The sequence below is a fragment of the Erwinia sp. OLFS4 genome (assembly GCF_002752165.1).
Lineage (GTDB): Bacteria > Pseudomonadota > Gammaproteobacteria > Enterobacterales > Enterobacteriaceae > Izhakiella.
The window spans coordinates 1-22868 of record NZ_MOMB01000003.1 but is presented as its reverse complement, the minus strand read 5'-3'; the positions used below and the strand labels follow the sequence as shown (position 1 = coordinate 22868).

Below are 22868 nucleotides of genomic sequence, written 5' to 3'. Positions count from 1 at the left end.
CAGTCTAGCCTGAGGCAATTCTCAGGCAACGTCAAATTCACTTCGCCTCACCAGACCGGTTCTGACGCAGTATTTCATCAATTTTCGGTTTATCAAGCGGGCCGCTGATGTGATAACGCAGCACCGATATTTTACTCCATAGCGGTCCCAGCACCTTGCTGGCGGCAAACACCGCAGCCCCCACCACCGGATTGACCGCAAAGGCGGTGGCCACACCGACCGTGGTGGAAATTTCAGGGGCAACAACCGCTTCCATATTAAGCTGCCGCTTAACCAGATCCACGCTGCCCTGCATGGCAATATCCGCTTCCAGACCGTCAACCAGCAGATTATTGGTATGCATCACCCCGTTTTCAATCCAGGCGCTGCCGTCGATCGCATCAAAAGAGAAGCCCTGACTGAAAGAGTCGCTGAAATCCAGCCGCAGCTTACGTAGCAACGCATCAACGCTAAACAGACGCAAGATTTGCCCGGCGCGGCCGGTACTGACGTCGGCGATCTCCCCACTACCCAGTTGGGTTTTTATTGTGCCACTCAGCGTCGGCACAGAAGGCTGCCAGGGGGCTGAGCGCCAGTGCAAATCATAATCAATATTAAAAGAGGCATTACGGACGGGCGAGTCAACCCCGAACCAGTTAATCGCGTCATTAATATTTTTACCGCTGAGCTTACCTTGCAGTGAAGTACGCGGATTTTCCGGACGATTGACCCATTCACCGTTGATCTGCAACCGCGCTTTCCCGGTATCAATAATGCCCTGGCTGAGGGTCAGGGTGTCAGCACTATGTGCCAGTCTCGCCTGAATCTGGCCAAAGTTCTGGCCGCGTAACCAGCATTGCTGGCAGTTAATTCGTAGTGCCGGCCAGCGACTAAAATCAACCCTGTCACCGACCGCAAACAATGGAGAGGCCTCATTATTCCCCGCAGGCCACTGCGGATTATAATACAAATATTGCAGGTTAACGTCCCATGGCGCCTCTGCGGCCACCAGCAAGGTGCCATCAATTTCCTGCCCTTTAGCCTGTACCTGCCATGCGGCTGACGAACGGCGGGTAAACGTCGTTGTCAACGCATGCCACTGCTGGCCAGCCAGTTTAAGCAATGGTGTCGAAACTTTCAGATTTTCCGGTAACGGTAAGGTTGCAGGTAACATGCTATGGCTTGCGGCGCTGCCGTATTTACTGCCTGTGGCAGCATTGTGTGAACGCAATAATGACAACCAGCTATCGCCATCCAGTGCAGGCAAATTCAGTACCATGCCGGCGGAAGCCGGCAGCGGCGGAACCGCCTTAGCCTCTGTCAGCCAGACCCCGCGTTCAATGCGTAATGGCTTCGTCAGTAACCAGCGGCTGTTGAAAAATTGTGTCCTGCCGGCGCGGCCACTGACCGTCAACTGGTGGATATCCCCTGATGCATTAATCTCAACAGGAAATGCGCGATCCCCTTTCTTATCCAGCGGTGAAGGTAAGTAACTACTTACACCTTTAAGATCACTGCTAATGCTGACTTTGTAGCTGCTGTGTCCCTGATGCGGAAGGTCAACCGCTACTTTACTCTGCCAGGCCGCACTGCCTTTGAGTGCGCTTTTTAAGGAAGGCGGCAGCCCGGCTAGCGCGCCCGGCTGCCAGTTGCCTGCCAGATCAACACCAATAGTAAAGTTACTGGCACCTTCCCGGGTATTAAAACGAATATCCAGCGGCTGGCCAAGCCAGTCGGCACGCATGGGTTCACTATCAAGTGAGCCATTGTTGAAACGAAAGCGTCCGCTAAGGTGATTTAACGTCATCCCTACTGGCTTAATTGTCAGGCTGTTATTTTGCAGCATGACATCACCGGTAGCACGTACTATCCCCAAGCGGTGGTCAAGCGGAATATCCAGATGTAAGCGACTACTCACTTCGCCGCCAATAGGTAATTCTTTAAGGGCAGTTCCCAGCTGTTCACGTAAAGCTGACTGATTGAAATAATCACTGACGTCTGCACCCTGACCGCGCAAATCACCATCAATCAGCAAACGTTCTTTACTGTAATCCGGAATAGTTGCGGACACATTTGTTGCCTGAACCTTACCTAGCATTGCTTGCGGCGCGTTCATCCACAGGCCGTCGTTGATAAAATCGAGATCGATTGCCAGATTAGCAATAGCCGGCCAGTCGGGCTGAAAGGCGAAGGTGGCATTGCGTAGCGGTACCGCCACCTCAAACATCCCTTCATGATGCTTAAATGGGAACTGCCCGGGATCGCCGGAAAACAGTAATGTGGCATTTTCCGCGTTTCCGCCCTGGATAGCCGCGGTCAGGTAATCTACCAGCGATTTACCCATAAGAGGCTGAGGAAAATAACGCCACGCCTGGCGCGCATCGCTGACGCTGATACCGGACAAAATAGCCAGGTGCGGCGCGCCATTCGTCGGCTGCTCAAACCTGAAGTTGCCATGCGCGCTTAGCGCCAGCGCCTGCACATCAAGATCTTCGCCAGACAGGTTGAGTCCCTGCGCACCGTATTGCCAGTTAAAACGGCCGGAAAACGCGTTGATTTGTAGGGGTGCCTTAAACATCTGTTGATAATTCACTGTCGTTTCCGGCAGCGAAAGATAAAGCTGACCATTTGCCACGCTGCCACTCAGTTCACCATTCAGTTTCTGCATTTCTGGCAACAATTGCCAGGCATGCCAGCTGAGATTTTTCCAGCGCGCCTGAAAACGCGTTCGCTCAGGCTGACTCAGTGGAATATCCAGCGCCAGCGTTTCCAGCTGTCCGCGTGGTTGCAGTTGCTGCCAGTTTTTCATCAGCTGGGGTGAAAGCCGGCTGACCAGCGGAATCAGCGGTTCAAGACTGGCAAGATCCAGTTTTGTTGCCCGAATGCGCAGCTCTTCAGCGTGGGCTGGACCGGGCAAAAAATTATTTTCTGGCTGCCAGAGCACATCAAATCGTCCCTGCTGCCAGGCTTTGCCATCCGTCATCAGATGGGTCTGAGGCAAGCTCAGCTGCCAGCCGCTATTAATACGCCCAAAGTGGGCGGTTTGATTATCCACCTGCAAGGTGTGAACGCCGCCGATGCCTTGCCAGCTGGCACCGCCACGTCTCAGCCAGAGATCGCCATCGTAAATATCGCCATCTTTCAGATTGACCCAGGCTGCCAGGCTGAAGCGTGCTTTTTGCAGAGTAGTATGATCTTTAATCCACTGGCCCAACCACGGCCGGACATCAACATCATCCGCCTGCATCCAAATCCGGCCATTGTTGAGCAAACCATTGCTGTCACGCAGGTCCATACGCACCTGCAGAACGCCATGCTGCCCGTTAAGGCTCGACAGGCTGACTTCCCCTTCAGCACGATGGCGATTTTCTTCATTAAACCAGGTGAGGCTTGGCATTGCCAGCGTTAACCTTTGGCCAGAAGGTGCCGGAAAGCTCAGTTGGCTGTCACGCAAGATAAAATGGTCAAACTGCCGCAAAAATAGCTCGTTGATGTGATCACGCTGAAAATGACGCGTGTCATCATCACCACCGGTTAACGGGGTGTTGGTTTTCAGATTGAGTTGATAGAACGTCAGGTCGCGAAATTGCCAGTGACCATGCAGCAGCGACTGCCAGATATTAAGAGCCAGGTTGACGCGTGAAATTTTCAGTTCACCGCCATCTTTCATGGCCACCTGTACGTCATGAATGGTCAGCGACGGGCCAAAATTTTCCCAGCGTCCGTTAAGCTCGCTGGCATTAATTTGCAGGCCAGATAGCGAAGAAAGGGTATGGAGAATCGGCTGGCGCCAGCTGTTGAGCATTGGCATCGCCAGGCGTAACGCACTCACCATTAAAGCCACTATGACGATAATCGCAGCGCAGGTCAGTAACAATATCCGCGGCGGTTGCCTCACTCCCTTCTCCTTGTCCAGCGTAATACTTACCCTCTGGCTCGCTTGTTTTTATCTCTGCGCACCATGCTGGTAAAGCCTATTCGGGCAGGAGCCGCCAGTTTAGCGCATTTCATTACCGGCATTTAAGCCCGTCGTCCGGAATTGGGCCAGAATACGGATTTTTTACCTGCGCGGTCATTACATCATGACCACATCAAACTGCTCCTGGGTATAGAGTGGCTCAATTTGTACTTTAACTTCTTTACCAACAAACAGCTCTACTTCCGCCAACGCGTGTGATTCATCACTCTTTAGCGCCTCGCCCACCGTGGGGGAGGCATAAACCAAAAAGCGATCGGAATCATAAGCATGATGCACACGCACAATCTCGCGCATGATTTCATAGCACACTGTTTCAACCGTTTTAAGCGTACCGCGCCCTTTACATACCGGACAATGACCACAAAGCACGTGTTCAATACTTTCACGTGTACGTTTGCGCGTCATTTCCACCAGCCCTAGCTGAGAGAAGCCATTAATACTGGTTTTCACCCGGTCTTTACTGAGCGCCTGCTCCAGCGAATGGAGAACCCGCCGGCGATGATCTTCATTACTCATATCGATAAAGTCGATAATGATAATACCGCCAAGGTTACGCAAACGCAGCTGGCGGGCGATGGCCTGCGTGGCTTCAATATTGGTATTAAAAATGGTTTCATCGAGATTACGATGACCGACAAATGCCCCGGTATTAATATCAACCGTGGTCATGGCTTCGGTCTGATCAATGATCAGATAACCGCCGGATTTCAGCTCGACTTTACGGTCCAGCGCCCGCTGGATCTCGTTTTCCACATCATAAAGATCAAATATCGGCTGTTTACCGCTGTAGTGCTCGAGCATGCCGGTCATATCAGGAATATATTCACTGGTAAACTCAACCAGCTGTTCAAACGTCAGACGCGAATCCACCCGGATCCGATCCAGTTTGGCACCGGCGAAATCGCGCAAAATACGTTGAGCCAGCGCCACCTCACCATACAGGCGGCAGCGGGTCTGGTTACGCTTTTTCCGCTCCATCACCTTTGTCCACAGTCGTTTGAGGAAAGCCGCGTCAGAAGCCAGTTCCTGCTCGCCAATCCCTTCTGCCGCCGTACGGATAATATAACCACCCAGTTCGTCACAGTATCCTTGCACCACGGCTTTCAGCCGGTCGCGTTCGCTCTCACTTTCAATACGTTGTGAAACGCCGACGTGTGACGCCCCCGGCATAAACACCAAATAGCGCGACGGCAAGGTAATATCTGTCGTCAGGCGGGCGCCTTTGGTGCCCAGCGGATCTTTGACCACCTGCACCATCAAATCCTGTCCCTGGCGAACCAGCTCCGCAATGTCCCGGACGGCAAAATTTTTCTGTTCTTCACCTGCCACACACTCGGTATGTGGCATGATATCTGAGGCGTGAAGAAACGCCGCTTTATCCAGCCCAATATCGACAAAGGCCGCCTGCATGCCAGGCAGAACCCGGCTGACACGGCCTTTGTAGATATTGCCCACGATCCCGCGGCGGGCGTCGCGTTCAATGTGGATTTCCTGCAGGATCCCGCCGTCAATATAGGCGACCCGGGTTTCTGAAGGGGTAATATTGACCAGCAACTCAGCTGTCATGTTACTCTCCTGTCATACGCAGCGACTGAAACTGGCTGAAAAGTTCAGCGGTCTCAACCAGCGGCAGTCCCACTACCGCATGATAACTGCCATTAATTTTACGCACAAAATTACCCCCCAGCCCCTGAATACCATAAGCACCGGCTTTATCCATCGGTTCCTCACTGGCAATATAGCGCGCGATGTCATCGGCACTCAGATGACGAAACGTCACTTCCGTTAGCACCATGGTTTCCAGACAATGCTGTTGATCGGCAAAGGCGATGGCCGTCATTACCTGGTGGGTCTGACCCGAGAGCGCACCAAGCATCCGTGCTGCCACCCGGGCATCGGCTGGTTTTTCCAGCACCTCACCATTGAGTACCACGATAGTATCTGCGCCTAATACCGGTAAATCCTGTGGCGCCACGGCAACACCGGCCCAGGCTTTGTCACGCGCCAGTCGCCTGACATATTGTTCCGCGGTTTCACCCACCTGACGGCACTCTTCCACATGGGTATTCAGACGGCGAAACGCCAGCCCCAGCTGAGTCAGTAACTCATAGCGGCGCGGCGAGCCAGAAGCCAGATAAAGGGAGGTCATAGATATCCTTATTGCACTGCAAACTGACGTCGGACTTTTCTCATTAATAAGAATAGCCAGGGCCAGAGAATACCATCAACCAGACTGCCCCAGAAAATTTCCGGTCGGAATGAGACATTGATAACCAGAAATTCCGACCAGAAAACGATGACGTTCATCGTCAGAGAAAGCACCATGACCATCAGCGCCTGCTGCCAGAGCGCAAGATTGCGGAAGAGCTGAAATTTAAAGGCAACCAGGTAGGTGATAATACTTAACGCCAGTGCTCGCACGCCGAGGGTTGAACCTGAAATCAGGTCCATTATCGCACCCATTACAAAACCGGTACCGACGCTAACCCGGTGAGGCAATGCCAGCGTCCAGTAAATAATAATCAGCATTAACCATGAGGGACGGAACATATAAAACTGATCCGGCCAGGGCATAATTTGTAATATCAGCGCAAATAAAAAGGACAGCCAGACAACCCAGCGACCATGGCTACGATAACCGCTCAAGGCTGGCCTCCACGCACATTCGTCGGCCCGGGCATCGTGGTGGCGGAAGGACGAATGCCGTCGCGTGGAGATGACCGCGGACGCTTCTGCTGCGCTGCTGCCGGCGCCGCAGCGCGGCGCGGTAGCGCACTCTGATTGCCGGTTCCTGCCGGCCGGCTGTCAGGAACCGCCGTCACGCCCGGCTGCAGGTTATTAGTTGCAGAGGGCGGAGCCGGTGGTCCCATCAGGCCAGCCGGCGGTAATACCTGCGGCATCATCTGCAGCAAACGTTCATTGGCCACCCGGTGTACATCCTGCGGTGACATTGGCGCCGACCCATCGCGATTGGCCCCCCACAGTAATAACAAATAGCGCAAGCGCTGTAAGCCTGCGGTCGGGCGAGCCTGAATCACCGTATAAGCACGTTGTGTATCAACTTTAACCGATGAAACTACCGCAACCGGATACCCTTCAGGAAAGTGTCCGCCCAGTCCGGAAGTGACCAGGACGTCGCCGACGCGGACGTCCGTGTTACCTGGCAGGTGTTCCAGCTGCAGATCTTCCGTACAACCATTGCCAGCAGCAATGACCCGAATATCATTGCGCAATACCTGCACCGGTAACGCATGAGACGGGTCACAAATCAGTAATACACGGCTGGTAAACTTTGCGACGGCAATCACCTGCCCCACCGCCCCTTTATCGCTGATGATCGGCTGGCCTTCATAAACGCCATTAACGCTGCCTTTATCAATCACCACCTGATTACTGTAAGGGTCGGTACTGGTGGAGATAACCTGGGTCACCATCTTGTGTTCGTCCTGACGCAGTGGCGACCCTAGCAGTTCACGCAGCCGGGCATTTTCCTGCTTGTACTGCCCAAGCAGCTGCAGCTCGCTATTTTTCAATATAAGTTGACGCTGCAGGGCTCTATTTTCCTGCTCCATCTGCTGGCGCGATGTCAGCGATCCAGAAATACTATCCAGCAGCTGACGAGGACCATTGGCCAGAAAATAGAAAGGACTGACGGCGGTATCCATATAGGTACGGATACGGGAGAAGGCCCCCAACCGGCTGTCTGCCACTATCACCACAATGGCCACCAGCACGGCTAAAAACAGGCGTAACTGCAGGGAAGGGCCCCTGCTGAAAATTGGCTTCATAAAAGGTGAGTATTCCTCGACATCAAGAAAAGGGCGGTTAAACCGCCCCAGGCTGTGGCCTCTCTCCGGTCACGGACCCATTACCGTCGTGACGCACACAGCCTGGTACAAACGACTTATTCTTCGCTGAACAAGTCGCCGCCATGCATGTCGATCATTTCCAATGCCTTACCACCACCCCGTGCCACACAGGTCAACGGGTCTTCAGCAACGACTACCGGAATTCCGGTCTCTTCCATAAGCAGACGATCAAGGTTACGCAGCAAGGCGCCGCCACCGGTCAGCACCATGCCGCGCTCGGAGATATCGGAAGCCAGCTCCGGCGGACACTGTTCCAGTGCCACCATGACGGCACTGACGATTCCCGTCAGTGGTTCCTGAAGCGCTTCAAGAATTTCATTCGAGTTTAGCGTAAATCCACGTGGCACGCCTTCCGCCAGATTACGTCCGCGTACTTCAATTTCCCGCACTTCGTCGCCGGGATAAGCGGAGCCAATCTCATGTTTAATGCGTTCAGCGGTCGCTTCACCAATCAGGGCACCATAATTACGACGGACATAATTAATAATAGCTTCATCAAAGCGATCGCCGCCAATACGAACTGAAGAAGAGTAAACCACGCCATTCAGCGAGATCACGGCAACCTCTGTCGTCCCACCGCCGATATCAACCACCATGGAACCAGTAGCTTCAGAAACCGGCAGGCCAGCACCGATTGCCGCTGCCATGGGTTCTTCAATCAGGAACACTTCACGCGCGCCGGCACCCTGTGCAGATTCACGGATGGCACGGCGTTCAACCTGGGTAGCACCCACAGGCACGCACACCAGTACCCGCGGGCTTGGATGCAGGAAGCTGTTGCTGTGAACCTGTTTGATGAAGTGTTGCAGCATTTTTTCAGTGACGAAAAAATCCGCAATGACGCCATCTTTCATCGGTCGAATCGCGGCGATATTACCGGGCGTGCGGCCCAACATTTGTTTAGCATCGTGACCGACAGCAGCCACGCTTTTAGGCGAACCTGCTCGGTCCTGACGGATAGCAACGACTGAAGGCTCATTGAGGACAATGCCCTGCCCTTTTACATAGATCAGGGTATTCGCAGTACCCAGGTCAATGGACAAGTCGTTGGAAAACATGCCACGAAATTTTTTAAACATACTAAAGGATAATCCTGCAAGCTGGAGGCGGAATTTAAAATCCGCTTACTTTACCAACCACGCGCAACAGCGACAAGGCGCAAAATCGACCTGATTTGGTGAAAAAACCACCAGATCCGTTATCTAAGATAATTCTTAGATCCATTTAAAATGAACCGGACCCTATTTGCACCACTTTTCTTTGCCGGGCTGGAAGAGAAGCGAATATGACTGTTATAAAATTTAACATCTTTTTCGGTTTCGCTCTGGCTCACCGACCAAATTTTCCGGAGACCACAGCCGCGCGGCTATTCTACGTCAAATTGTGCCTGCCGACAGTGTAACCTTCTCATTCCGGGCGAATATTTTTGCTGTTGCGATTTACTAACTGCGTCGCAGCGAAAAAATCGCCCTGACCACCAAAAACACCCAACTTTTCCAGGGTGTGCCATTCCTGCGCACTTCGGACACCAGCAGCAAACACCCGGGTCGGCGTTTTAGCACAAACATCCACCAGACTCTGGACAAACAGCTGATTTTCCGTCCGGCGATCGATATTCCTTACCAGCCCCGGATGAAGCTTGATTAACTCAATCGAAAACTGCTTGATGTAAGCGGTACTGACTACCGTCAGCCCCGCCTGGTTAATCGCCACCCGGCAGCCAAAGCCATATAAAAACTTAAAAATTGGCTGCAACCGGCTGATGTGTTGACACACATCAGCCTCTGCAAGTTCAAATAAAATACGTTTTCTTTGCGATATGCTGCATTGAAGTAGCGCATCACGCAACCAGTGAAGAAATGAACGCTGTAACAGCGAATCAATGGTTACTGGTACGGCCAGTGCTTCCTGCGGCCAGATATCCAGCAACGACAAAATACCGCTTACCAGCAACCGATCATACTTCTCTGCCATGCCCATCTGCTGGATCATCGGCAGATATTCCGCCGACAGTACTTCTTTTTCACCATCAAAAATACGCGGCATCATCTCACGATGATGCACCACATTATCGCGGATCAACGCTGGCTTCTGATACAGCCGTGGTCCACCACGATTGAGCGTTTGTTCCAGCAGCGTGCGCCACTTCACGCTACCCCGCCCAAGGATTTGCGATGTACCCTCACCCACCGACCAGTTATTCCCTCCCAACAGGGCAGCATGACGCGTCGCCTGTTCGACGCTGTCCATAACCTGCTGGGTGGTCTGTTCGCTATGCCAGGCAGTAATACCAATATGAATCATGTCATTGCGATCGATAACACGCGTAGGGGGAAGAGAATCCACTGCATTGATCAACTGAGCAGCAATGCTGTCGGCATCTTTTAACGTCCGGTGAGGCAGAAGTACCGCATAATCACTGCGAAAATAACGCGCCAGTAACGCCCCAGGATAGCGCATAACAAAGGTGGAAAGCATATTCACAACGTCAAACTGATACTCGTCAATCCGGTGCGCTCCCCAGTATTCACGGAAAGACTCCACGTCGGGCAGGCGGATCATCATAACGACGCCATGCGTGCCAACATTTTCAGGATCTTCCAGCAGGTTAGCCAGCTGACTGTCGAAGAATAAGCGATTGTGTAAGCCGGTTCGCGCATCCTGAGAGGCGAACGCGCGGATGAGCGTGTCAATACGGATGCGCTGGTCGCCGGCTTCTCTCAGATCGGCCAGCAGCAGATCAAGCGCACTGCTGGTGCGCGGGGGCCACTCATGAACCGATCCCTGTTCGACACTGCCACGCTCACCGGTGAGGATACGCCCGGCACGTGCTTCCAGCTGCTCCATGCCTTTTAACTGCCGGTAAAGCCAGCGATTTGCCACCAGCAGGATAATCATCATCAGCAACGTAACAATACCAACAGCCACCATCAGCGACGTGCCAATTAGCGATCTGAACCAGGTTTTCAGGGTATCCAACCAATAAATTCGCAGCTCAAGCTGAGGATGGTTTTTCAATCTGATACGGGTTTCAGCATAGCGATTTGGCGCATCTTTTATCAGCAAATCCTGATGCTGCATCACCTGCATCAGGGTTTTATCCTGCTGTACCAGATCGATTCGCACAATTTGCATGGGTAACATCATCTTACGCAACCAGCCGCCTATCTGATCAATCTGTTGCTGCTGCAAAGCCGCATCGACTTCCATCGCGATGAGATTTACCCGTTTCTCAATACGCTGCGTACCCAGCCAGAAGAAACTGCCAAGGCAGCCCACCAGCATAAGCAGCACAGCCAGCACGCTAAGAAATGTTATAAACGCAGAAAGTTTAGTGGTTAATCGCATCCCTGTGCCTGTATTCGCTGCGGTTCGGAGAACATCACCTGTCGGACTCAGTCCAGTGAGTCAGTGCAATGATGGCCTGTCAGCAATGTATAAAGCCGGTAGTCGCAGGGAAAATACCATAACTTTCTTCCCCTGGCTTGCCCCATATCACACTGAATAGAATTTTCTGCCAGTATAGTTTGTTAATATTCATTTTCGCTGGCTATTACCTGTTTTCGGGGGATTCTTATGCAAGCATTATTACTGGAACAGCACAACGGACAGACCCACGCGCGCTTGTGTGCCATTTCCGCAGACGATCTGCCTGCCGGTGAGGTCACGGTTGAAGTGGACTGGTCAGGCATCAATTATAAAGATGCGCTGGCCATTACTGGCAAAGGGAAAGTGGTTCGTCAGTTTCCGATGGTGCCGGGCATTGACTTTGCCGGGCGGGTGTTACACAGCAGCGATCCTCGATTTCATCAGGGTCAGTCGGTTATCCTGACTGGCTGGGGCGTGGGTGAAAACCATTGGGGCGGTCTCGCCGGACTGGCACGGGTTAAAGCCGACTGGTTGGTGGCTATGCCAGAAGGCCTCGACAGCCGTAAAGCAATGATTATTGGTACCGCTGGTTTTACCGCAATGTTATGTGTTATGGCGCTGGAAGAAGGTGGCGTCACCCCGCAAAGCGGCGAAATTCTGGTTACCGGTGCCAGCGGTGGCGTAGGTAGCACTGCCGTTGCGTTACTGCATGCCCTCGGGTACCGCGTCTGCGCCATGACCGGCCGCAACAGCACGCATCCGCTGCTACAACAGCTGGGAGCGCAGATGATTATCGGCCGGGAAACATTAAGTGCTGATACCCGGCCGCTGGAAAAACAACGCTGGGCAGGGGCCATTGATACAGTCGGTGGCAAAGTACTGGCTAATTTGCTGACGCAGATTCATTATGGTGGTGTGGTTGCTGCTTGCGGACTGGCTGGCGGTACCGATCTTCCTGCTAGCGTGATGCCGTTTATTCTGCGCAACGTTCGCCTGCAAGGTATTGATTCAGTTAATTTTCCAGGCGTAGCACGAGCCAATGTCTGGAAACGGCTGGTGAAAAACCTGCCGGCCTCTTTTTATCCGTTGGCCGGGCACGAAGTGACACTGGCGCAGGTGGTTGAGGCCGCACAGGATCTGCTGGCAAACCGTATTGCCGGCCGCACACTGGTCAAAATTCGCTAACATTTTCCGCATGGTCGCTGCCGGCATGCGGCCACTGCGCAGGCTTTATTAATTACGCTTAAAGGTTCACCCGATCGATGGATTGATCTGATGCTTACTCGCCGTTGGCAGATTTAACCGGAGATCGTCATGCCTACACACTTCAGTAAATTGACCGAAAATGACGTCACGCCAGAAACCATTTTCAATGCTAACCGCCGTCAGCTGCTAAAAACACTGGGACTGAGCGCTGCGGCGTTGAGTTTGCCGGGCATGGCTCAGGCCAATGTGCTGTCATGGTTTAGCGGCCACGATCGTCCTCAGGCACCAGCAGGTAAAAAACTGACATTCAGCCAGCCCGGAGAATATCAGGCAGATTTGACACTAACGCCGGAAGCAAAAGTCACGGCCTATAATAATTTTTATGAATTTGGACTGGATAAGGCCGACCCGGCAGCCAATGCCGGCAGCCTGAAAACCGATCCCTGGAAAATTGAAATTGGCGGCGAAGTCGCAAAACCGCTAACACTGGATATGGACGACATCGCCAGGCGTTTTCCTTATGAACAGCGTATATACCGCATGCGCTGTGTCGAAGCCTGGTCGATGGTTGTCCCCTGGATAGGCTTTGAGCTTGGCAAGTTACTGAAAGCAGCGCAACCCACCAGCAACGCGCGATATGTGGCTTTTCAGACAGTTTTTGCCCCCGATCAGATGCCCGGACAGCAGGATCGATTTATTGGCGGTGGGCTATCTTATCCCTATACCGAGGGATTACGGCTGGATGAAGCCATGCACCCGTTAACACTTCTGACGACCGGGGTTTATGGCAAAGCGCTTCCGCCACAGAATGGTGCCCCTATCCGCCTGATTGTGCCATGGAAATATGGTTTCAAAGGGATTAAATCTATTGTCAAAATCATGCTGGTCAAAGAGATACCTGCCACCACATGGAATCTTTCAGCCCCTGATGAGTATGGTTTTTACGCCAATGTAAATCCCCATGTTGACCATCCCCGCTGGTCACAAGCCAGTGAACGCTTTATTGGCCCTGGGGGTATTCTTGATGTTAAGCGTCAGCCAACCCTGATGTTTAATGGTTACGCCGATAAAGTTGCCTCGCTATATCGCGGATTAAATCTGCGGGAGAACTTTTAAGTGCGCAGACTGAATGCAAAACAAATTGGCTGGCTAAAAGTTCTGCTGCACCTGGCTGCTTTTCTGCCGTTTATATGGTTGATTATCTCGGTAAATCAGGGCGGGTTCAGCGCCGATCCGGCAAAAGACATTCAGCATTTTACCGGTCGGATGGCGCTCAAGCTGTTGCTGGCCACCCTGGTGGTCACGCCACTGGCACGTTATATTAAACAACCGCTTCTGATTCGGCTACGACGCCTGCTGGGGCTATGGTGCTTCGCCTGGGCAAGTCTCCATCTCATCAGTTATGCGCTGCTGGAACTTGGTATCGGCCATCTTGATCTGCTGGGAGAAGAGCTGGTTTCGCGGCCTTATCTGACGCTGGGCATTATCAGCTGGTCTATTCTGCTACTGCTGGCGCTCACCTCGTTCCAGCGCGCACAGCGCAAATTAGGCACGCGCTGGCAGCAACTGCACAATACCCTCTATTTTGTGGTAATACTCGCGCCAATCCATTATATCTGGTCAGTGAAAATACTCTCACCACAGCCGCTGATTTATGCCGCTTTCGCCCTGCTTCTGTTAGCCTGGCGTTGGAAAAAATTTCATAAATGGTTGCAATAATGTGTGCCATACGGCATATCAGCTAGTCCATGCGGCTGATGGCCTGGATGAGGTTGATTATCTTCGCTGATAAGACCAGTATTTAGCTGCTAATTGTACTGATATCGTTATAATGCCCGCTTTTACTCGTCAGAAAAGCGCCTTTTTTACAGTTAAAGGTGACAAATGGCTTTTCGCGAGGTATTTTGTGCGATGCTCGTGTTATCGCAGGAGATGGCAGCAAGATGACCATGAATTTCCACATATTGCTTTTGAACGGTCCTAACCTCAATCTGCTGGGAACCCGTGAGCCAGACAAATATGGCAACACCACGTTAACCACGATTGTCAGCCAGCTGACCGAACTCGCCGCCAGTATGGATACAACGCTGAGCCATTTCCAGTCCAACGCGGAACATCAGCTCATTGACCGCATTCACGAAGCTCGTGGTAACATTGATTACATTATTATCAACCCGGCAGCTTTTACGCACACCAGCGTTGCGTTACGCGACGCGCTGCTGGCCGTTAACATCCCTTTTATCGAAGTTCATCTGTCGAATGTACATGCGCGTGAGCCGTTCCGTCATCACTCCTACCTTTCTGATATCGCCTCCGGCGTTATCTGCGGGCTCGGTGCTGACGGCTATACATGGGCGTTACAAACGGCAGTCAAACGTCTGCAACACTCCAAATAAACCAAGTACGGAACCCCTTCATGGATATTCGTAAGATTAAAAAACTGATCGAACTGGTTGAAGAATCAGGCATCGCTGAACTGGAAATTTCTGAAGGTGAAGAGTCAGTTCGCATCAGTCGCGCCCCGGTAAACACTGGCTACCCTGTTATGCAACAGGCTTATGCGCCTCAGTTCCAGCCGCAGCCGGCGCTTGCCAGCGCGGTTGCCCCTGCCGCCGCGCCGGCAGCGGAAGCCCCAGCCAGCACAGAGCTGAGTGGACATATTGTACGTTCTCCGATGGTAGGCACTTTCTACCGCACCCCAAGCCCCGATGCCAGGGCATTTGTGGAAATCGGCCAGAAAGTTAATGTAGGTGATACCCTGTGTATTGTTGAAGCTATGAAAATGATGAATCAGATCGAAGCTGATAAATCTGGCGTGGTGAAAGCCATTCTGGTCGAAAGCGGCCAACCTGTTGAATTCGACGAGCCGCTGGTCGTCATCGAATAACGAGGCGTACCATGCTGGATAAAATTGTCATAGCTAATCGCGGCGAGATCGCTTTGCGGATCCTCCGCGCCTGTAAAGAATCAGGCATTAAAACTGTCGCCGTGCACTCCAGCGCCGACCGTGACCTGAAACACGTGCTGCTGGCGGATGAAACGGTGTGCATCGGCCCGCCGCCGTCAGTAAAAAGTTACCTGAATATCCCGGCACTGATTTCAGCGGCAGAAATTACCGGCGCTGCGGCCATCCATCCAGGCTACGGCTTCTTATCTGAAAACGCCGATTTTGCTGAGCAGGTGGAGCGCTCTGGCTTTATTTTTATCGGCCCAAGAGCAGAAACTATCCGCCTGATGGGCGATAAAGTTTCCGCCATTAACGCCATGAAAAGCGCCGGCGTTCCCTGTGTACCGGGTTCCGGCGGCCCCCTCGGCGATGATATGGATAAAAACCGTGAAATCGCGAAAAAAATCGGCTATCCGGTGATCATTAAAGCGTCTGGCGGCGGTGGCGGACGGGGAATGCGCGTTGTCCGCGTGGAAAAAGAGCTGGAAAACTCCATTAATATGACCCGTGCGGAGGCCAAAGCTGCCTTCAATAACGATATGGTCTACATGGAAAAATACCTCGAAAACCCGCGCCATATTGAAATTCAGGTGATGGCCGATGGTCAGGGAAATGCGATCTACCTGGCAGAACGCGACTGTTCAATGCAGCGGCGTCACCAGAAAGTCGTTGAAGAAGCGCCGGCACCGGGCATCACCCCGGAGTTGCGCAAATTCATCGGTGAGCGGTGTGCCAACGCCTGTATTGAAATTGGCTATCGCGGTGCGGGCACCTTTGAGTTTCTGTATGAAAACGGTGAGTTCTACTTCATTGAAATGAACACCCGTATTCAGGTAGAACACCCGGTCACGGAGATGATCACTGGCGTGGACCTGATTAAAGAACAGTTGCGTATTGCCGCCGGGCAACCGCTGTCACTCAAGCAGGACGAAGTCAGGATTAAAGGCCATGCGATAGAATGCCGTATCAATGCTGAAGATCCTAACACCTTTCTGCCGAGTCCGGGCAAAATCACGCGCTTCCACGCCCCCGGTGGCTTTGGCGTTCGCTGGGAATCGCATATTTATGCCGGCTATACCGTGCCGCCATACTACGATTCCATGATCGGTAAACTGATTACCTACGGCGATACCCGGGAAGTAGCCATCGCCAGGATGAAAAACGCGCTGGCTGAGCTTATCATTGATGGCATTAAGACCAATGTTGAGCTGCAAATGAAAATTATGGCTGACGAAAAATTCCAGAAAGGTGGCACAAACATCCATTATCTGGAGAAGAAGTTAGGCATTAGCGAATAGCGCTACCCCGGTAACGCTATCCTGGATAAAGGCCGGTTTTCCGGCCTTTTTCTTTAGGCCCATTGCAAGGTGAAATCGATGGACAGTCGCTTTATTCAGGCACATAAAGAAGCTCGCTGGTCGTTTTGGCTGGCGGTCGCCTATCTTATCCTGTGGGCTTTAACCGCCTGGCTTGCCGGTACACAACCTGGCATTACCGGCCTTCCACGCTGGTTTGAACTTTCCTGTCTGTGGGTCCCTGTACTTTTTATGTTTCTTTGCTGGCTGATGATCCGCTGTGTGTTCCGGGAGATGCCGCTGGAGGAGAGTCATGACACGCCAACTTGAGGTCATTTTGCCGCTACTGGCTTATCTGCTGTTGGTTGCCGGGTTGTCATTGTATGCAATGCGTAAACGGCGCGAAGGCAATTTTCTCCATGAATATTTCCTCGGCGGGCGCTCAATGGGCGGCTTTGTGCTGGCAATGACGCTGGCGGCCACCTATATCAGCGCCAGTTCGTTTATCGGTGGCCCGGGCGCTGCCTATAAATATGGCCTTGGCTGGGTACTGCTGGCCATGATTCAGGTCCCTACCGTCTGGCTTTCACTTGGCGTACTGGGAAAAAAGTTTGCCATTCTGGCGCGGCGCTATAACGCCGTGACGCTCAACGACATGCTCTATGCCCGCTATGGCAGCGCGTTGCTGGTCTGGCTGGCCAGTCTGAGCCTGCTGGTTGCTTTTATGGGTGCCATGACGGTGCAGTTTATTGGTGGCGCCCGTTTGCTGGAGACCGCCGCCGGTATTCCCTACAATAGCGGATTGCTTATTTTTGGCGTCACTATCGCGCTTTACACGGCTTTTGGCGGTTTTCGTGCCAGCGTGTTAAATGATGCAATGCAGGGGCTGGTAATGCTGGCAGGAACCTTTCTGCTGCTGTTTGCCGTGATCCATGCGGCAGGCGGAACCGGCCAGGCGATGAGCAAACTTCAGCAAATTGATCCGCAGTTAATTATGCCCGGCGGCGCAGATAATATTATTACGCCCACCTTTCTTGGTTCATTCATTGTACTGGTCTGTTTTGGCGTGATCGGTTTACCCCATACGGCGGTGCGCTGTATCTCTTATAAAGACAGTAAAGCTGTGCATCGTGGCATGTTTATCGGCACCCTTGTGGTTTCAGTATTGATGCTGGGGATGCATCTGGCCGGCGCGCTGGGACGAGCCGTATTGCCAGACCTGAAAGTTCCTGACCTGGTCATTCCAACGTTAATGATCCAGGTATTGCCGCCCTGGGCTGCGGGGGTGTTTCTCGCGGCACCCATGGCAGCCATTATGTCATCAGTTAATGCCCATTTGCTGCAATCATCAGCCACCATCATCAAGGACCTTTACCTGCGTGTCGCCCCGCAGCAGGTGGCGAATGAAACACGTCTGAAACGTATTTCCGCGCTGGCGACGCTGCTGCAAGGTATACTGCTGCTGTTAGCCGCCTGGCATCCGCCGGAAATGATCATCTGGCTCAATCTGCTGTCGTTTGGCGGTCTCGAGGCTGTCTTCCTCTGGCCATTAGTGCTCGGACTTTACTGGCAAAATGCTAACGCCGCCGGGGCCCTGGGCAGCCTGATTGCTGGTGCCCTGAGCTATACCCTGCTGGCCAGTTTTCATCTGCAGCTGTGGGGGTTTCACCCCATCGTGCCTTCACTGGCTTTCAGCCTGCTAATGTTTATTATTGCTAACTATTTTGGCCGGGCAGCTTCATCGCCGCCGGCCGTCTGACGGAAAAGAGAAAACTATGCCCTGGATACAGATGAGGATTAACACCACCGGCACTCAGGCCGAAACCCTTGGTGATGCTCTGCTTGAGCAAGGTGCGGTCTCTGTCACCTTTCAGGATACCCACGACACGCCGGTTTTTGAGCCGTTGCCTGGCGAAACCCGGCTGTGGGGAGATACCGACGTTATCGGTTTATTTGATGCACAAGCGCCTATGGAACAGGTTGTGAGCGCACTGTCCGCACATCCGTTACTGGGTGAAGGCTTTCACCACAAAATCGAACAAATTGAAGATAAAGACTGGGAACGCGAATGGATGGATAACTTCCACCCGATGCGTTTTGGCCAACGCCTGTGGATCTGCCCCAGCTGGCGCGATGTGCCCGATCCTGACGCCGTTAACGTCATGCTCGATCCGGGGTTGGCCTTTGGTACCGGTACTCATCCCACCACTGCACTGTGCCTTAGCTGGCTGGATAGTCTTGATTTAGCAGGAAAAACCATCATAGATTTTGGTTGTGGCTCAGGCATTCTGGCCATTGCCGCACTCAAGCTCGGCGCCGCGCAGGCCATTGGTATTGATATCGACCCACAGGCTATTCAGGCCAGCCGGGACAATGCACAACGCAATGGTGTTTCCTCGCGCCTGGCACTTTATCTGCCACATCAGCAACCAGACAATCTGCACGCCGAGGTGGTTGTCGCGAATATTCTTGCAGGCCCGCTGCGCGAACTGGCTCCCCTTATCAGCGTGCTAGCGGATAAAGGGGGTTATCTCGGGTTATCGGGTATTCTGGCCAGCCAGGCGGCGAGCGTCAGTGAAGCCTATCAGGACCTTTTTGACCTTGATCCCGTCACAGAAAAAGAGGAGTGGTGTCGTATTACCGGCAGAAGACGCTAATTATCCTGCTGCGTTGCCGGCATAGAACAAAGCGGATAGAACGGCGGTTAAACGGGACATCACGGCGCTTATTTTTGCGGAAAATTTCAGCGACAGATGTAACGCCAGCGGCACTTCAGGGCGTTGATTATTCGGCGATTCGATTCTTTCAAAGAAAAATTTTTGCTCACAATTTCAGCGTATAAAGCTAACCCGTTGTTATCAATAGCGATTGTAAAATGTCATTTGGCTCAGCGGCTATTACATTGATCTGTCAACAGGAATTGTTCAAAGTTTGGCCTTTCATCTTGCGTGAAAAATGCGTAATATACGCCGCCTTGTGGACACACTATGGTCACATTGTACATGCGCATAGGACATCACCAGCTTCACAATCGTTTGATCGCCGCGCCTATGGCAGGCATCACCGACAGACCGTTCAGAACGCTCTGTCACGCGATGGGAGCCGGCATGACCGTTTCGGAGATGTTGTCGTCCAATCCTGAAGTCTGGGCCAGCGACAAATCTCGTCTGCGTATGGTGCATCGTGATGAATCCGGTATTCGGGCCGTGCAAATTGCCGGCTGCGATCCTGATGAGATGGCGCAAGCAGCGCGCATAAACGTAGCCTCTGGCGCTCAGCTCATCGACATTAACATGGGGTGCCCCGCCAAAAAGGTGAATCGCAAGATGGCTGGTTCTGCTTTACTGCAGTATCCACCGCTTGTTGCTTCTATCCTGAAAGCGGTGGTTAACGCGGTTGATGTACCCGTTACGCTTAAAATTCGTACCGGGTGGAATAGCGAAAACCGTAATTGTGTTGAGATTGCCCAATTGGCTGAACGTTGTGGCATTCAGGCTTTAACCATTCATGGGCGTACCCGCGCCTGCTTGTTTAATGGTGAGGCAGAATACGACAGCATTCGGACAGTTAAGCAGAACGTTGCTATTCCGGTCATTGCGAATGGCGACATAACTGACCCGCGTAAAGCCAGAGCGGTACTTAACTACACCGGGGCAGATGCCCTGATGATAGGACGTGCTGCTCAGGGAAGACCCTGGATCTTCCGGGAAATCCAGCATTATCTGGACACTGGGGAGCTGCTGGCACCGATGCCACTAGCTGAAGTCAAGCGCTTGCTTATTGGACATATACGTGAGCTACATGACTTTTACGGTCAGGCTAAAGGATATCGTATTGCCCGTAAGCACGTGTCCTGGTATCTACAGGAACACGCACCAGATGACCAGTTTCGGCGCACATTCAACGCCATTGAGGATGCCAGCGAACAGCTGGAGGCGTTGGAGGCATACTTCGAAAAACTTGCGTAAACAGAAATAAAGAGCTGACAGAACTATGTTCGAACAACGCGTGAATTCTGACGTACTGACCGTATCTACCGTTAACTCTCAGGATCAGGTAACCCAAAAGCCCCTGCGTGATTCGGTCAAGCAGGCATTGAAGAACTATTTTGCTCAACTGAATGGTCAGGATGTCAATGACCTCTATGAGCTGGTACTGGCTGAAGTGGAACAGCCCCTGTTGGACATGGTGATGCAATACACCCGTGGCAACCAGACCCGTGCAGCCCTGATGATGGGCATCAACCGCGGTACTCTGCGTAAAAAACTGAAAAAATACGGTATGAACTGATTTATCTTCAGTAAATACATTGAAAAAGGCGCCATTGCATAACCTGCAAAGCGCCTTTTTGGTATCTGTTTAAGCCCATCCTATATCCTATCAACAAAGCTTTAGCCGTCTGCCCAGCTTGCTTAACGATGCTTTTCCTCAAGCGTTGTTCCCCAGTCCCGGTACTTTTCCCGGTTTGGCATTAAACCCTTGTTCCATCGCCTTCAGGCAAGGCGCAATTTTTTAGTCCGAATACCGGTCATGCAGACCTTTCATCTGCAAGACGTGCCTGAGATTGATTGGCAATGATGGAAAGCCCTTATCACTGCAAAATAATCTCAGAAGCGGATCCTCGTCGTCCAAAGGAAACCGCTTTAGCGGTCATCGATGGCATTATCAGGTTGATGGCTGATGGCTGATGGCTGATGGCTGATGGCTGATGGCTGATGGCTGAAGATGCCATGCTTTAAATGCCACATTACAGGCAAAGCCCGCTAATTTAATGAACTAAATTAAGCGGGCTGATGCAGATTATCTCGTTAAAAAATCCGGATTATAATGGCTGATTATTAAAATAAACCGTTCTTTCCCAGTTTTTTTCAGGTCGCATAGGCCAGGCTTTATTGAATTTTTCTTCTATGTAGTTATCGTCACGCAGTTTCCGAAACTCAATAAAGTGACTATGATTATCAACTGGTTGCTCCTTGATACCATCATGGTACCAGGTAGATGAAAGATGAACATAGTTTTCCGTAATATCATCAACTAATTGCTGAGATATTTTAGCCTCTTCCCCTAAAAGAGCCATCATCATATTATTCATTGCATCTATATAATATGGTTTCAATTCCCCCTCAATCTTATCCTCATACTGCAAAATATCCTGATTAAATTTACAACCATGTCGTTGCGCACATTCAAACATCACTAATAAAGCAACATACTGTAGTTCTCCCCTAACTATTTTCGTGACGTCTGCCCAGGAGCCAACTAAGTTACTTACAGGGAACCAATTACTCATTAACACTCGCCATTTTTCATTTTCCCTGAGTAAGTTCATTTCTTCGGTTAAACGCTTAATGACCGTTTCTTCCCATGGCAGATACTTAACAAGTTCAGTAATTGCTGATGTTTCTTCCACACAAATGTCATAGCTTCCACCAATATCGCTATGGCAACCCGCCAATTCAAGCTGAGGATAATACCCTTCCAGACTACTCAACGGGAAATTATAACGGCATTCATGCATTGCTGTAAGCTGGAATACCTGACGAGCTACGTTTGGTGGAAGATTAACTTCAAGATGATTAGTATTCCCCTCATAGTCATGGGGATCATAAACACCCCACATACCAACTGACCATACTGAAGCAACCGTATCAAAAAGTCCAAGAAAATTTACCGACGGGCTACTTTGCAGAAAACAATTATAGGGACTAATAGCCCGATTAATTTTTTCCATAAAGCATCTATCATGCTGAGCAATTTTATTAGTAAAATGACGAGCAATCGCAGCACCACGACTGAAACCGAAGACATCAAATTCAATGTTTAACTGGCAACACTCTATTTTTTTATCCTCTAAGAAATCAGCAAGTTGTTTGGCTGCGCCCGCAACAGCATTTTCATATTTTGCAAATACTCCCCAGCCCTCAAACTGACCGAAGTCGACCCCCATAGCTATAATACATTGACTTTCTTCATTGTCTTTTGTGCCGACCCCTTCAACATAGACTTTAAGCGTGGCATCCCGTGTAGTGTTCTCAGTGCTATCACCGTAGTATTTATATAACCGATAAATATTGCTGTATTTATAGTCGTCAGCGTATTTATTTTTAATCAGATTGTTTGCATTCAATCCTGTACCATCAAAGAAAATGCCAATTCTGATATTAACACTCTGTTCTTCTTCATTATTTCTTACTGAATTAATCATCTTTCAATCCTATGAATGC

Annotated in this window: 19 protein-coding genes; 11 read left to right on the top strand and 8 right to left on the bottom strand. The window is 51.5% G+C overall.

From position 1 onward, the window contains the following. Positions 1-37 precede the first annotated feature (37 nt). From yhdP to csrD, 7 genes are all read right to left on the bottom strand, one after another. On the bottom strand, positions 38-3877 hold the full coding sequence (gene yhdP, locus BL249_RS01530; RefSeq protein ID WP_099705393.1) for an AsmA2 domain-containing protein YhdP: 3840 nt from the start codon (positions 3875-3877) through the stop codon (positions 38-40). Between the two features lie 177 nt (positions 3878-4054). Beyond that, positions 4055-5524, bottom strand: coding sequence for a ribonuclease G (gene rng, locus BL249_RS01525; RefSeq protein ID WP_099705392.1), 1470 nt, complete (start codon positions 5522-5524; stop codon positions 4055-4057). 1 nt (position 5525) lies between these two features. Continuing rightward, positions 5526-6107 (bottom strand): Maf family protein, encoded by a 582-nt coding sequence (locus BL249_RS01520; protein ID WP_099705391.1) that lies wholly within the window; start codon positions 6105-6107, stop codon positions 5526-5528. Positions 6108-6115: 8 nt separating this feature from the next. Beyond that, complete coding sequence (gene mreD, locus BL249_RS01515) at positions 6116-6604, bottom strand: rod shape-determining protein MreD (protein WP_099705390.1); 489 nt, start codon at positions 6602-6604, stop codon at positions 6116-6118. Then, a complete protein-coding gene (gene mreC, locus BL249_RS01510) occupies positions 6601-7746 on the bottom strand; it encodes a rod shape-determining protein MreC (protein ID WP_099705389.1) in 1146 nt (381 codons plus the stop codon). The genes mreD and mreC overlap by 4 nt, the downstream gene beginning before the upstream one ends. 116 nt (positions 7747-7862) lie before the next feature. After that, complete coding sequence (gene mreB, locus BL249_RS01505) at positions 7863-8906, bottom strand: rod shape-determining protein MreB (RefSeq protein WP_099705388.1); 1044 nt, start codon at positions 8904-8906, stop codon at positions 7863-7865. 328 nt (positions 8907-9234) lie between these two features. Further along, entirely contained in the window at positions 9235-11175 is a 1941-nt protein-coding gene (gene csrD / locus BL249_RS01500; RefSeq protein ID WP_099705387.1) for an RNase E specificity factor CsrD, read from the bottom strand. A gap of 228 nt (positions 11176-11403) precedes the next feature. Between csrD and acuI the strand changes: the two genes are divergently transcribed. The 11 genes from acuI (at position 11404) to fis (ending at position 20934) form a co-directional block, all read left to right on the top strand. Beyond that, complete coding sequence (acuI, locus tag BL249_RS01495) at positions 11404-12381, top strand: acrylyl-CoA reductase (NADPH) (RefSeq protein WP_099705386.1); 978 nt, start codon at positions 11404-11406, stop codon at positions 12379-12381. Between the two features lie 129 nt (positions 12382-12510). Next, positions 12511-13518: a protein-methionine-sulfoxide reductase catalytic subunit MsrP gene (gene msrP, locus BL249_RS01490; protein WP_099705385.1), complete on the top strand. Its 1008-nt coding sequence runs from the start codon at positions 12511-12513 to the stop codon at positions 13516-13518. Beyond that, positions 13519-14121: a protein-methionine-sulfoxide reductase heme-binding subunit MsrQ gene (msrQ, locus tag BL249_RS01485; RefSeq protein WP_099705384.1), complete on the top strand. Its 603-nt coding sequence runs from the start codon at positions 13519-13521 to the stop codon at positions 14119-14121. 224 nt (positions 14122-14345) lie between these two features. Next, complete coding sequence (gene aroQ / locus BL249_RS01480; RefSeq protein ID WP_099705383.1) at positions 14346-14798, top strand: type II 3-dehydroquinate dehydratase; 453 nt, start codon at positions 14346-14348, stop codon at positions 14796-14798. A gap of 20 nt (positions 14799-14818) precedes the next feature. Further along, a complete protein-coding gene (accB, locus tag BL249_RS01475; protein WP_099705382.1) occupies positions 14819-15289 on the top strand; it encodes an acetyl-CoA carboxylase biotin carboxyl carrier protein in 471 nt (156 codons plus the stop codon). Between the two features lie 11 nt (positions 15290-15300). Further along, complete coding sequence (accC, locus tag BL249_RS01470) at positions 15301-16647, top strand: acetyl-CoA carboxylase biotin carboxylase subunit (RefSeq protein WP_099705381.1); 1347 nt, start codon at positions 15301-15303, stop codon at positions 16645-16647. A gap of 78 nt (positions 16648-16725) precedes the next feature. Continuing rightward, on the top strand, positions 16726-16974 hold the full coding sequence (locus BL249_RS01465) for a YhdT family protein (RefSeq protein ID WP_099705380.1): 249 nt from the start codon (positions 16726-16728) through the stop codon (positions 16972-16974). After that, on the top strand, positions 16958-18403 hold the full coding sequence (gene panF / locus BL249_RS01460) for a sodium/pantothenate symporter (RefSeq protein ID WP_099705379.1): 1446 nt from the start codon (positions 16958-16960) through the stop codon (positions 18401-18403). The genes BL249_RS01465 and panF overlap by 17 nt, the downstream gene beginning before the upstream one ends. A 16-nt stretch (positions 18404-18419) precedes the next feature. Then, positions 18420-19301 carry a 50S ribosomal protein L11 methyltransferase gene (gene prmA / locus BL249_RS01455; RefSeq protein ID WP_099705378.1) on the top strand — a complete coding sequence of 294 codons (882 nt, stop codon included), beginning with the start codon at positions 18420-18422 and terminating at the stop codon, positions 19299-19301. A 345-nt stretch (positions 19302-19646) separates the two neighbouring features. After that, on the top strand, positions 19647-20612 hold the full coding sequence (gene dusB, locus BL249_RS01450; protein ID WP_099705377.1) for a tRNA dihydrouridine synthase DusB: 966 nt from the start codon (positions 19647-19649) through the stop codon (positions 20610-20612). Positions 20613-20637: 25 nt separating this feature from the next. Next, positions 20638-20934: a DNA-binding transcriptional regulator Fis gene (gene fis, locus BL249_RS01445; protein WP_000462905.1), complete on the top strand. Its 297-nt coding sequence runs from the start codon at positions 20638-20640 to the stop codon at positions 20932-20934. A 532-nt stretch (positions 20935-21466) separates the two neighbouring features. On the opposite strand, the gene BL249_RS01440 is transcribed toward fis, so the two are convergent. After that, complete coding sequence (locus BL249_RS01440; RefSeq protein ID WP_099705376.1) at positions 21467-22849, bottom strand: T6SS phospholipase effector Tle1-like catalytic domain-containing protein; 1383 nt, start codon at positions 22847-22849, stop codon at positions 21467-21469. Between the last annotated feature and the right edge of the window lie 19 nt (positions 22850-22868).